At 61.3% G+C, this 12,371-nt stretch carries 13 protein-coding genes; 12 read left to right on the top strand and 1 reads right to left on the bottom strand.

What is annotated here, in order from left to right; translation table 11 throughout:
- Positions 1-2 precede the first annotated feature (2 nt).
- The 12 genes from FJQ55_RS19890 to phnN all read left to right on the top strand — a co-directional run bounded on the left by FJQ55_RS19890 (position 3) and on the right by phnN (position 11,134).
- The gene (locus FJQ55_RS19890; protein ID WP_140831257.1) at positions 3-1,109 is read left to right on the top strand and encodes a carbon-phosphorus lyase complex subunit; all 1,107 of its coding nucleotides are present in this window, start codon (positions 3-5) and stop codon (positions 1,107-1,109) included.
- A complete protein-coding gene (locus FJQ55_RS19885) occupies positions 1,106-2,008 on the top strand; it encodes an alpha-D-ribose 1-methylphosphonate 5-phosphate C-P-lyase PhnJ (RefSeq protein ID WP_140831255.1) in 903 nt (300 codons plus the stop codon). Before FJQ55_RS19890 ends, FJQ55_RS19885 begins: the two co-directional genes overlap by 4 nt.
- Entirely contained in the window at positions 2,005-2,781 is a 777-nt protein-coding gene (phnK, locus tag FJQ55_RS19880; RefSeq protein ID WP_140831253.1) for a phosphonate C-P lyase system protein PhnK, read from the top strand. The genes FJQ55_RS19885 and phnK overlap by 4 nt, the downstream gene beginning before the upstream one ends.
- 11 nt (positions 2,782-2,792) lie before the next feature.
- Positions 2,793-3,500 (top strand): phosphonate C-P lyase system protein PhnL, encoded by a 708-nt coding sequence (gene phnL / locus FJQ55_RS19875; protein ID WP_140831251.1) that lies wholly within the window; start codon positions 2,793-2,795, stop codon positions 3,498-3,500.
- Entirely contained in the window at positions 3,497-4,111 is a 615-nt protein-coding gene (locus FJQ55_RS19870) for a DapH/DapD/GlmU-related protein (protein WP_140831249.1), read from the top strand. Before phnL ends, FJQ55_RS19870 begins: the two co-directional genes overlap by 4 nt.
- A gap of 124 nt (positions 4,112-4,235) precedes the next feature.
- Positions 4,236-5,096: a phosphonate ABC transporter ATP-binding protein gene (gene phnC / locus FJQ55_RS19865; protein ID WP_140831247.1), complete on the top strand. Its 861-nt coding sequence runs from the start codon at positions 4,236-4,238 to the stop codon at positions 5,094-5,096.
- A 79-nt stretch (positions 5,097-5,175) separates the two neighbouring features.
- Positions 5,176-6,081 (top strand): phosphonate ABC transporter substrate-binding protein, encoded by a 906-nt coding sequence (gene phnD / locus FJQ55_RS19860; RefSeq protein WP_140831245.1) that lies wholly within the window; start codon positions 5,176-5,178, stop codon positions 6,079-6,081.
- 81 nt (positions 6,082-6,162) lie between these two features.
- Positions 6,163-7,122, top strand: a complete 960-nt coding sequence (gene phnE / locus FJQ55_RS19855) for a phosphonate ABC transporter, permease protein PhnE (protein WP_140831243.1) — start codon at positions 6,163-6,165, stop codon at positions 7,120-7,122.
- Between the two features lie 10 nt (positions 7,123-7,132).
- On the top strand, positions 7,133-8,647 hold the full coding sequence (phnE, locus tag FJQ55_RS19850; protein ID WP_140831241.1) for a phosphonate ABC transporter, permease protein PhnE: 1,515 nt from the start codon (positions 7,133-7,135) through the stop codon (positions 8,645-8,647).
- Between the two features lie 51 nt (positions 8,648-8,698).
- Complete coding sequence (locus FJQ55_RS19845) at positions 8,699-9,412, top strand: DUF1045 domain-containing protein (RefSeq protein WP_140831239.1); 714 nt, start codon at positions 8,699-8,701, stop codon at positions 9,410-9,412.
- Complete coding sequence (locus FJQ55_RS19840; protein WP_140831237.1) at positions 9,405-10,541, top strand: alpha-D-ribose 1-methylphosphonate 5-triphosphate diphosphatase; 1,137 nt, start codon at positions 9,405-9,407, stop codon at positions 10,539-10,541. Before FJQ55_RS19845 ends, FJQ55_RS19840 begins: the two co-directional genes overlap by 8 nt.
- The gene (gene phnN / locus FJQ55_RS19835) at positions 10,541-11,134 is read left to right on the top strand and encodes a phosphonate metabolism protein/1,5-bisphosphokinase (PRPP-forming) PhnN (RefSeq protein WP_140831235.1); all 594 of its coding nucleotides are present in this window, start codon (positions 10,541-10,543) and stop codon (positions 11,132-11,134) included. The genes FJQ55_RS19840 and phnN overlap by 1 nt, the downstream gene beginning before the upstream one ends.
- Before the next feature lie 24 nt (positions 11,135-11,158).
- Here the strand turns inward: phnN and FJQ55_RS19830 are convergent, their stop codons facing one another.
- Positions 11,159-12,319 carry an HPP family protein gene (locus FJQ55_RS19830; RefSeq protein ID WP_140831233.1) on the bottom strand — a complete coding sequence of 387 codons (1,161 nt, stop codon included), beginning with the start codon at positions 12,317-12,319 and terminating at the stop codon, positions 11,159-11,161.
- Positions 12,320-12,371 lie beyond the last annotated feature (52 nt).

Raw genomic sequence — 12,371 nt, 5'->3', positions numbered from 1 at the left:
CCATGTATGTTGCCGTCAAGGGTGGCGAAAAGGCCATCGCCAACGCCCATCGTCTGCTCGCCGACCGCCGTCGTGGCGATCGGAAGCTCCCCTCTGTTACCATCGACCAGATCGTGGCGCAGTTCGGCCTTTCGGTCGACCGGGTGATGGCCGAAGCCTCGCTCTATGACTGCAAGCTGGCAGCGCTCGCGCTGAAACAGGCGCGGGGCGACATGATTGAGGGGATCTTTCTCTTGCGTGCCTACCGCACCACCCTTCCCCGTTTCGGCACCTCGCGACCGATCGAAACAGGAGCCATGCGTGTCGAGCGTCGTGTATCTGCCACCTACAAGGATCTACCCGGCGGCCAGCTGCTCGGGCCGACCTTCGACTACACTCACCGTCTACTCGATCCCTCCCTGCTCGAAGATCAGGACGTCGCCGCCCCGGAATTGCGCGAGGATGCCTGTGTGGCGGTCATGCGGGTCTCCGATATCCTCGACGGCGAGGGCCTGATCGAGCCGGACGGCGAGATGCCCGAGGATCACGTCGCCGGCGACATCACCCGCGAGCCGATGGAATTTCCGATGCCCCGCGACCTGCGTCTCCAGGCGCTGGCCCGTGGCGACGAGGGCTTCCTGCTGGCCCTCGGTTATTCGACCCAGCGCGGCTATGGTCGCACCCATCCATTCGTCGGCGAAATCCGCATGGGTCTCGTCGAGATCGAGTTTGACGTGCCAGAACTGGGCTTCTGTGTCTCGCTCGGCGAAATCCGCGTCACGGAATGCCAGATGGTCAACCAGTTCAAGGGTTCGGCCAAGGCCCCGCCGCAATTCACCCGCGGTTACGGTCTCGTCTTCGGCCAAAGCGAACGCAAGGCCATGTCGATGTCGCTCGTTGACCGGGCGCTCAGAACCCAGGAATTCGGTGAGGACGTCGTAGCGCCCGCGCAGGACGAGGAATTCGTCATCTCCCATTGTGACAACGTCCAGGCGACCGGTTTCGTCGAGCACCTCAAGCTGCCGCATTACGTCGACTTCCAGGCTGAGCTCGATCTCGTCCGCCGCATGCGGGCCAAACACGAGGCGAGCCGCATTGAACAAACCGATCTGAAGGAGGCCGCAGAATGAACGCGCCGGCTACCGAAACAACAGAACTCGCCACCTACAACTTCGCCTATCTGGACGAACAGACGAAACGCATGATCCGCCGGGCGATCCTCAAAGCGATCGCCATTCCGGGTTATCAGGTACCGTTCGCCAGCCGTGAGATGCCCATGCCTTATGGCTGGGGCACTGGCGGCGTGCAGGTGACCGCCTCGATCATCGGACCTGAGGACACGCTGAAGGTGATCGACCAGGGCGCCGACGACACGACCAATGCCGTGTCGATCCGCGCCTTCTTCCAGAAGGTCGCCGAGGTTGCGGTGTCCACGAAGACCAACGAAGCGACGATCATCCAGACGCGCCACCGCATTCCGGAGGAGAAGCTGAGGGAAGGTCAGGTTCTGGTCTACCAGGTGCCGATCCCCGAACCCTTGCGCTTCCTCGAGCCGCGCGAGACCGAGACGCGCAAGATGCATGCGCTGGAGGAATACGGCCTCATGCATGTGAAGCTCTACGAGGATATCGCCAAACACGGCCGCATCGCCACGACCTATGCCTATCCGGTCAAGGTCGAGGGCCGTTATGTGATGGACCCCTCCCCGACCCCGAAGTTCGACAATCCGAAGATGCACATGTCGGAAGCCCTGCAGCTCTTCGGCGCCGGCCGTGAAAAGCGCATCTATGCGGTCCCGCCCTATACCGACGTCGTCAGCCTCGACTTCGAGGATCACCCCTTCGAGATCCAGACCTTCGATAAGCCCTGCGCGCTCTGCGGCGCCACACACGTTTATCTCGACGAAGTGGTGCTCGACGACAAGGGTGGGCGGATGTTCGTCTGCTCGGATACCGACCACTGCGAGACGCGCCAGGCCGAAGGCCATGTCGGCGAAAGGCTCGCCCAGAACAAGGAGGCCGCAGAATGAGCGACCAGCCGCTTCTGAAAGTTCGGAACCTCTCCAAGTTCTACGGCAGTCGCATCGGCTGCTCAGACGTCTCCTTCGATCTCTGGCCCGGCGAAGTGCTCGCCATTGTCGGCGAAAGCGGCTCGGGCAAGACGACGCTTCTCAACTGCCTGTCCACCCGGCTGATGCCGACGACCGGCAGCGTCGACTACCACATGCGCGACGGCCAGTACCGCGAACTCTACCATATGGGCGAGGCCGAACGTCGCTTCCTCATGCGCACCGACTGGGGGTTCGTGCACCAGAACCCGGCCGATGGCCTGCGCATGACAGTCTCGGCCGGAGCCAATGTCGGCGAGCGCCTGATGGCGATCGGGGACCGGCATTACGGAAAGATCCGCCAGACGGCGAGCGAATGGCTGGAGCGCGTGGAAATCTCCACCGATCGCATCGACGACCAGCCGCGCGCCTTCTCCGGCGGCATGCGCCAGCGCCTGCAGATCGCCCGCAATCTCGTCACGGGCCCGCGTCTGGTCTTCATGGATGAACCTACCGGCGGCCTCGATGTCTCGGTCCAGGCGCGTCTCCTCGATCTCGTCCGCGGCCTCGTCAACGACCTCGGCCTTTCGGCCATCGTCGTCACCCACGACCTCGCCGTCGCCCGGCTTCTGTCTCATCGCATGATGGTGATGAAGGACGGTCATGTCATCGAACACGGCCTCACCGACCGTGTTCTCGACGATCCCCGCGAACCCTATACCCAGCTGCTCGTATCCTCGATCCTGCAGGTCTGACGGAGCTATCAATGGCAACGCCTCTCATCGTCTCCGAAGTCTCGAAGAGCTTCACCATGCATCTGCGCGGCGGCCTTCGTCTGCCGGTCGTTTCGAACGTGTCCTTCTCGATCGCAGCCGGCGAATGCGTCGTGCTCGGCGGTCCCTCGGGTATCGGCAAGAGCTCGATCCTGAAGATGCTCTACGGCAACTACGCCGTCGATTCCGGCCAGATCCTGATCAACAGGGATGGACGAATCGTCGATATCGCCTCTGCCGATCCGCGCGCCGTGCTCGAGGTCCGGCGCTCAGCACTCGGTTATGTCAGCCAGTTCCTGCGCACTGTCCCGCGTGTCTCGACCCTGGACGTCGTTGCCGAACCGCTCGTTGCACGTGGCATTGCCACGGAAGACGCTCGCGCCCGTGCGGCCGAGCTCCTCGCCCGGCTCAACCTGCCGCACGATCTCTGGCAATTGCCGCCCTCCACCTTTTCCGGCGGCGAACAGCAGCGCGTCAACATCGCCCGCGGCTTCATTACCGATCATGCGATCCTGCTGCTCGACGAGCCGACCGCGTCGCTCGATGCGGCCAACCGTTCTGTCGTGGTGGACATGATACGTGCCAAGAAGAAAGAAGGTGTCGCCCTCCTCGGCATCTTCCACGACGAGGAAGTGCGCGAGGCCGTTGCCGACCGCATCCTCGACGTCACACAGTTCTCGCCGCGAAAGGTCGCCGCATGAGCAAGAAACTTGGGCTCGAACCGCTGATTCATCCCGGCGCCACCGTCAGCAATTCCGCCCTCGGCCGCTACACAGAGGTGGGCGAACGATGCCGCCTCGACGAGGTGGAGATGGGTGACTATTCCTATATCGAACGTGATGGCGCGGCCTGGTGTGCGACGATTGGCAAGTTTGCCAATATCGCTGCGGCGGCCCGCATCAATGCGACCAATCATCCGATGTGGCGCGCGACGCTCCACCACTTCACCTACCGCGCCGCAAGCTATTTTGATGGCGCTGAAGATGATCAGGACTTCTTCGCCTGGCGCCGGGAAAACCGCGTCACCATCGGACATGATGTCTGGATCGGTCATGGCGCGACGGTGCTTCCAGGCGTGACCGTTGGAGATGGAGCCGTGATCGGCGCCGGCGCGGTGGTCTCAAGGGATGTCGCCCCCTACACGATTGTGGGCGGCGTACCGGCCAAGTTCATACGCGAACGTTTTCCCAAAGCCGTCGCTGATCGTATGCAGACCCTTGCCTGGTGGGACTGGGATCACGACCGGCTGTTTGCGGCACTGGAGGATTTTCGCAATCTTGATGCCGAACAGTTTCTTGGAAAATATGCATGATAATCGTTATTTTCCAAATGCTTGCATAGTTTAATAAATCCTACACAAATCTGACATTCGCGCTTCACGATGAAGCGCTAGTGGATAAACCAGCACCGCAATGAGTGACGGCGAAGGACCCACAATGCAGTTTCGGTTGGACAACCTAACCCGCCAGTTCGGCAGCCAGAAGGCCGTTGATTCTGTCAGCATCGAGATCCCGACGGGTCAGATGGTCGGCGTCATCGGGCGCTCCGGTGCCGGGAAGTCGACTCTCCTGCGCATGATCAACCGCCTGGTCGATCCGACCTCTGGTTCCATCCGTTTCGGCGACGTCGAAATCTCCACCCTGCGCGGTGCAGCACTCCGCAACTGGCAGCGCGACTGCGCGATGATCTTCCAGCAGTTCAATCTGGTGCCCCGTCTCGACGTTCTCACGAACGTTCTTCTGGGTCGCCTCAATCACCGCTCGACGGCGTTGTCCATGCTCAACATCTTCTCGCGCGAAGAGCGGCTGATGGCGATCGCGGCTTTGGAGCGTCTCGGCATCGAGCAGACGGCGCTCCAGGCGGCCGGCACGTTGTCCGGTGGCCAGCAGCAGCGCGTGGCGATTGCCCGTGCGCTGATGCAGTCGCCGAAAATGGTGCTGGCTGACGAGCCGATCGCCTCGCTCGATCCGCTCAATGCCAAGATCGTCATGGATGCGCTGCGCGACATCAACGAACGCGAAGGCATCACGGTCATCACCAATCTCCATACCCTCGATACCGCGCGCAATTACTGCGAGCGCATCATCGGCATGGCCCGCGGTCGGGTGGTTTTCGATGGCGCGCCCTCGGAGCTGACAGCGGACGCCGTGCACGAGATTTATGGCGCCGATCGCCACGGCGCCGGCATCGATGAGACCATGACCTCGACGAGCATCAACATTGCGCATCAGGACAATGACGCTGCGCGCAAAATCCCATCCCCTGGCCTTCGCCCGCTGGCAGCTGCCGAGGCCTGAGCCACGAAGATCGCCAAGCCCGGCGTTACGGGTGTGCATTCAAACAATTCAATGATCCCAGGAAACAGGAGATAAGCTCATGTTGAAGAAGACCCTGCTTGCCGCCGTGGCTCTCGGCGCTCTCGCCGGTGCCGCTCATGCCGAAGACTTGAAGGAATTCCGCATCGGCATCCTCGGCGGAGAAAACGAAGCCGACCGTCTGCGCAACTTCCAGTGCATGGTCGACAAGCTGCCGGCTGCCATCGGCGTTGAAAAGGTTTCGCTGTTCCCGGCCGCCGATTATGACGGCGTCATCCAGGGCCTGCTCGGCGGCACGCTCGACTATGCCGAACTCGGCGCGTCCGGCTTTGCCAAGATCTATCTCGCCAATGCCGATGCCGTCCAGCCGATCCTGACCACCGTCCAGACCGACGGCTCGATGGGCTACTACTCGATCATGGTTGCCCGCAAGGATTCGGGCATGACCAAGGTTACCGACATCAAGGGCAAGAAGCTCGGCTTTGCTGATCCGGACTCCACCTCCGGCTATCTCGTTCCTTCGGTCACGCTGCCGGAAGCGCTCGGCGCTCCGGTGAAGGAATATGTCGCTGAAACCGGTTTCGGCGGTGGCCATGAAAATCTCGTTCTCGAAGTGCTCAAGGGCACCTTCGATGCCGGTACGACCTTCGGTTCCGGCGTTGGCGAGTTCAAGGACGGCTACACCTCCGGCAACCTGCGCAAGATGGTCGATAAGGGCATTCTGAACATGGATGACCTCGTCGAACTCTGGAAGTCTCCGCTGATCCCGAACGGCCCGGTCGTCGTCCGCACCTCGATGAACGAGGACATGAAGGCCAAGTTCAAGAAGTTCATGATGGATCTGCCGACCTCTGATCCGGCTTGCTTCTCGGCTGTCCAAGGTGGCGAGTTCAAGGGCTTCACCGAAGTCAACGTCGACTTCTACAAGCCGATCATCGACGCCCGCAAGTCGACCATCGGCGGCTGATTTTAAGCGCCAATTTAAGGAGCCGCCGGTTCTCATCGACCGGCGGTTCTTTCTTGAACGTCAGTCCGAAAGGGATCGTCGATGCTACTGTCGACATTGCAGCCGTTGAGCGAGGGGGGCGCTGCCGTTGAGCGCCACTGGCAGGAATTGACCGCCAAGCGACGGCTCTACACCGGGCTCGGTCTCCTCATCCTGTTTCTGGCCGTGACCGGCTCCGTCTGGTTTGCCAATGAAACGAATTCCGGAAAATTCTTCGATCGTCTGCCTTATCTCTTCGACTTCATCGGCGAGCTCGTGCCGCGCGATGGCTGGGAAATCTGGCGTGCCATGTTCGATCTGCCTTCCCCTTATGATGATGGCAGCCTCAAATACAATTACCCCGAGGGCAGGCTTTACATTACCCAGAGCTTCTACATCCCCGAATACTTCTACAAGATGCTCGAAACCATCAATATTGCGCTGCTCTCGACCGTGATCGGCGTCATCTTTGGGTTCTGCTTTGCCTTTCTTGCCGCGCGCAACATGATGCCGGTCGTCTGGGTCCGCTGGCCCGTGCGCCGCGTCATGGAAGTGTTGCGCGCTTTCCCCGAAGTGGTGCTTGCTGGCTTCTTCCTGGCAATCCTTTCGCTCGGGGCAATCCCCGCGATCATCGCCGTCTCGATCCATACGATCGGCGCGCTCGGCAAATTGTTCTACGAAGTGATCGAGAATGCCGACATGCGCCCCGACGAGGGCTTGCGGGCGGTCGGCGCCAACTGGTTCGAGCGCGTCTGGTTTGCCATCACGCCGCAGGTCATGCCGAATTTCCTGAGCTATTTCCTGCTGCGCTTCGAGATCAATGTCCGAGCCTCGACGATCATCGGTGCCGTCGGGGGTGGTGGTATCGGCGAATTGCTGCGTCTGTCGATCAGCCAGGGTCACGAGGCCAAGACGCTCGCCATCGTTCTCCTGCTGCTGACGACCGTCATTGCGGTCGACCAGTTCTCCGCTTCGCTCCGCCGCAAGCTCGTCGGCGAGCAGGCCTTCCAGTCGGTTTCGTGAGGATATGACGATGTCCATGACCAACGCCGCCGAACTCAGCCGTCTGGCCGAGCGCTATCCGCAGGTGCTGGAGCGCAGTCTCTGGCAGCGATATCGTATCCCGTTCTCCATCGCCATTCTGGCGCTCTACTTCGTCTTCTGCTGGTGGTTCTTTGCCGTCGGCAAGACGATCAGCCAGGCGAACTGGGGCCTCGCCGGCAATTATCTGGCTGACTGGGTGTCCTATGAAATCCGGCCAGAATTCCAGATCGCGCCTGACGGTACGATGCAGATCACCTATCCGCGTTTTGATCCGATCGGGCACAATCCGAAGCCTGACTGGATTGACGCCAGGAAGGAAACGGTGACCCGCACCCTGAGGGATGCGGCACCTGCGGCCCAGTCGACAACCCCCGCGGCGCCCAAATCATCCTTCAGCTTCCTTGCACCGGCCACACCGCAGGCAGACGCTGCAACGCAAGCAGCTCCGGCCGCTCCGAAGACGGTGACGGAAGAAGTCATTACCAGGGCCCATGTCACGCTCGGCAGTGCAGCGAGTATCGATCTCGACGGCACCAATCTCGTGCTAACTCGTGGCAGCGAGACAGTATCACTCACGCTCGATCACGTGACCAATAGCGTCACCCTCGAAGGAATACGTCCGGACTGGATCGAGCAGCGAACAGAAGGTGGCCGGGTTATCGCCTATTTCGGAATGGCCGGCTGGATCGATGTTACTGCCGAACGGGTTCGCGTGCGCAATCGCTTCCTCGGCTGGGAAAATTTCGTCTTTGATACGGACTCGCCCTTCTTCGATCTGACGCCTTTGCAGGTGCTGCACAAGATTACCTCGGAAGAGCGCATCGACCCCAAGATGAGCAATCTTGCGCTCGCCTGGAACAACGTTCTGTACAACGCCTCCTGGCAGCACCTTGACGTCTGGACAAAGCTCCTGCAGACGATCGTCATGGCCTTCATGGGCACGCTGCTCGCCATGCTCGTCGCTTTCCCGCTGTCCTTCATCGCTGCGCGCAACATCAGCCGCAACCGTCCGATGAACCAGCTGACCAAGCGCTTCTTCGACTTCCTGCGCTCCGTCGACATGCTGATCTGGGCCTTGTTCTTCACCCGCGCCTTCGGCCCCGGCCCGCTCGCTGGCATCTCCGCGATCTTCTTCACCGACACGGGCACGCTCGGCAAGCTCTACTCCGAGGCACTGGAGAACATCGACGACCGGCAGCGCGAGGGTGTCAAGTCCGTAGGAGCCTCACCGGTCGCCGTCCAGCGTTTTGGGGTGCTGCCGCAGGTCCTTCCCGTCTTTGCCTCACAGGCGCTTTATTTCTGGGAAAGCAATACCCGTTCGGCCACGATCATCGGCGCCGTCGGTGCAGGCGGTATCGGTCTGAAGCTCTGGGAAGCCATGCGCACAAACTCTGATTGGGAGAACGTCGCCTATATGGTGGTGCTGATCCTTCTCGTCGTTTTCATCTTCGACGCCATTTCCAATAGCTTGCGGTCCCGTCTTATGGGAAAAAGCCGCCACTGACCGGTGCGGGCGCATTGCTGCGCTCGTCCCCTGCATCTTGAAGGTACGACCTTGCGTTACGCCCTGTACTTCACGCCCGCCGAAGATAATCCCCTGACTCGCGCAGCCTCTGCCTGGTTGGGCAGAGATGCATTCTCAGGCGCTGCCCTGTCTTGTGAAGATCATCCAGGTATCCGATCCGACGAAGTCTTAGCGCTCACCGAAGATCCGCGCCGTTACGGCTTTCATGCAACGCTTAAGGCACCGTTTTCGCTGAAGGACGGCTGTTCCGAGGCCGAGCTTCTGGCTGCCGTCTCGGCCTTCTGCGAAGATCACACGGCGTTCGCCATCCCTTCGGTCGTGGTCGGACAGCTTGGCCCCTTCTTTGCGCTTGTGCCGGCTGATCTCTGCCCTCCACTACAGGAATTCGCCGCCGCCGTCGTCGAGGCCTTTGAACCCCTCAGGGCGCCACTATCACAGGCCGATATCGCTCGCCGCAACCCAGACAGCCTTGCAGAGCGACAGCGGCATAACCTCCTGACCTGGGGCTATCCGCATGTGTTCGACGAGTTCCGCTTCCACATGACGTTGACCGGCCCGGTGCCTGCGGAGCGCGCCGATCTGATGGCGCAACTGCTCGAAAACCGGTTCGCACCCTTCACCCATAGGCCACTTCTGATCGATTCTCTTGCCGTCTTCATCGAGCCTGAACGCGGCGCCCCCTTCCTTGTCCATTCCCGGCATCCGCTCTCCCCTGCCCCAACCAATGGTTATCATCATGGCTGACTTAATCCTCTCCAATGCACGCATCGCTCTGGAGGACCGTGTTCTTCACGGCAGTGTGGTGGTTCGCGATGGCCGGATCGAAGCGATCGATGAAGGCGTGAGTGGGGTCGGCGAAGATCTGGGCGGCGACTATCTCATTCCCGGCCTGGTCGAGTTGCACACCGACCATCTCGAGGCGCATTATTCGCCTCGCCCGGGCGTGCGCTGGGACAAGACCTCCGCCATTCAAGCGCATGATGCCCAGGTGGTAACCTCGGGGATCACCACTGTTTTCGACTGCCTGCGCATGGGCTCGGATGAAGATGGCGGTTTCGACAAGGGCGAGATGCGCGACATGGCTGATGCCATTCAGGCCGCTGAAAAGGATGACCGTCTGCGCGCCGATCATCTGATCCACCTGCGCTGCGAGGTTGCCTCCGACAACGTGCTCGATCACTTCGCGGACTTTGAGACCGACCCGCATGTGCGGCTCGTCTCGCTGATGGATCATTCCCCGGGCCAGCGCCAGTTCCAGACGATGGACCAGTATACGCTCTATTATAAGAACAAGCGTGGTCTGAGCGATGCGGCCTTCGACCGCTTCGTCGAAAGCCGGCTCGCACTTTCGGCGAAATACTCCGGTATCCATCGCGACACGCTCGCCCGCATCTGTGCGGAGCGTGGCATCACGGTCGCAAGCCATGACGATGCGACGCTCGCGCATGTCGAAGAAGCGAAGGGACACGGCGTAAAACTCGCCGAGTTTCCCACGAGCCTGGAGGCGGCCCAAGCCTCGCACAAGGCCGGCATGAGCGTGCTGATGGGCGCGCCAAACGTGGTCCGCGGCAAATCCCATTCCGGCAATATTGCCGCACGGGATCTGGCTAAGCTCGGCGTGCTTGACGTGCTCTCCTCAGACTATGTGCCTCTCAGCCTGCTGCATGCCGCCTTTGTCCTTGCTGATGACATCGACGGCATCGACCTGCCGTCAGCCCTTGCCATGGTGACGTCCACGCCTGCCCGCACCGTCGGACTTCTCGACCGGGGACGGATCGCGCCAGGCCTGCGCGCTGATCTCGTGCATGTCCGCCGCTCGCAAGGTGTCCCCGTTGTCAAAGCCGTTTGGCGTCAGGGACGACGGGTGGCGTGATGGATGGCACCCTTTCGACCCCCGTCCCGACGAAGACGGGCCTTCTGGTGGCTGTCGTCGGTCCGAGTGGTGTGGGCAAAGACAGCCTGATCGGTGCAGCAAGGGCAGCGCTGAGCGGTTCTACCGCCGTGACCTTTGCGCGACGCCTGATCACGCGGCCCGCCGACGAAGCCGGCGAAAATCATATGCCGGTCTCAGAGCAGGATTTCGATCGGCTGCAATCCTCCGGTGCCTTCGCCGTCAGCTGGGATGCTCACGGACTGAAATACGGTGTGCCGGCAACAGTCCTGGACGACCTCGCCGCCGGACGGATCGTCGTCGTCAACGGTTCACGCTCTGCACTCGGCTGGTTTCAACAGGCCTTTCCGCATTTGCTTGTCGTCAGCGTGACGGCTAAGCCGGAAGTCCTGGCGGCCCGTCTTGCCGCACGTGGCCGCGAAAGCCGGGAGGAAATTGAGGCGAGGCTCACCCGCGCGGTCGAGCCGCTGCCGGAAAGCTTCAAGGTCGTCACCATCGACAACAGCGGGCCCCTTGAAGAGGGCGTCGAGAAGCTGGTCTCGCTGTTGCGGGAGTTGCAGAGCGCTGTCGCCTGAGTTTCCCAGCTACTCGTCGCCTTGCTAGAAGGCAGCGACGCTATCAAGCTTTGACTGAAAGAGGGCGCCCAAGAGATCGGATTGGCTGATGATGCCGATTAGTCGGTTCTCGCCATCGACCACCGGCATTTGGTCTATGCCCTGGTCGACCATCGGAGACACCAGGGCGCTGATCGCGGTCTTCGGCAAGGCCGACTGCACCTTGCGGCGCATGATCTCCTCCACCCGTCGCGGAAGCGACTGTCTGCGCAGCGATGCGATCAGCGTGTGGCCGAAGCCGAGGCGCAGCGTGCCCTCACCCGACAGCACCGAGTTTTCCAGAAAGTCATCCAGGGAGACGATACCAACGAGATGCCCCTTGTCGTCGGTCACCGGCAGGGCCTTGATGTGCCGTGTCATGAAGATACGCCACACCGTCTTGAGGCTGGCGCCGGTCTGGACTGAGAGCACATCGCGCGACATGACATCGGCGCAGGTGACACCACCGGCCTGGCGCTCGAAAGCGCGGATCTGAGCCTTATGAAACAGGAGGTCGAGATCGTCGGGGCTGACCGGCACGACCTCATCGAAATCCTGGATCGCGGCGGCAATGTCGCTTTCTCCGGGACCAATGCGATGGCCCGGCAAGGGATCAGAGGTCTTCTGAGACGGCTGGCCGGCTGCCGGTGCCAGGTGCGGATAGCGGCGACCGGTGACATTGTTGAAGAGAAGGGCGACTGAAAGCAGGATGACCGAATTGAGCGCGATTGGCGACAGTGCAAACCAATAGCCTGCATCGTGAACGGCCGGCCCGCCCAGAACGGCGGTCAGGGCGACAGCGCCGCTCGGCGGATGCAGGCAGTTGAACACAAGCATGGCGGCGATCGCGAGCGCAATCGCGATCCCGGCTGCGATCAGCACATTCGGGATCAGCATCGCACAGGTGACGCCAATCAGTGCCGCAACCATGTTGCCGCCAATGATCGACCAAGGCTGGGCAAGCGGGCTTGCAGGCGCCGCAAACAGAAGCACGGCAGACGCGCCCATCGGCGCGACGATCATCGGAACGCTGGCCGTGCTGCCGAGTGCGAGCGAACTGACAAAACCGGTCAGGCAGATGCCGGTCAAGGCACCGGTCGAGACACGAAGCCTTTCGCGCAGACTGGTGCGGACCAGCCCTGGCCGCAGGCGTTGAAGCAAAGACATGGCAATTCCAACGTGGAGGTGCCTCTCTGTTAGCCTATTGCCGCAGAAATAG

The sequence above is a fragment of the Rhizobium glycinendophyticum genome (genome assembly GCF_006443685.1).
Taxonomy (GTDB): Bacteria; Pseudomonadota; Alphaproteobacteria; order Rhizobiales; family Rhizobiaceae; genus Allorhizobium; species Allorhizobium glycinendophyticum.
Note: the sequence above shows the minus strand (reverse complement) of the source record. Positions and strands in the feature narration are given on the sequence as shown.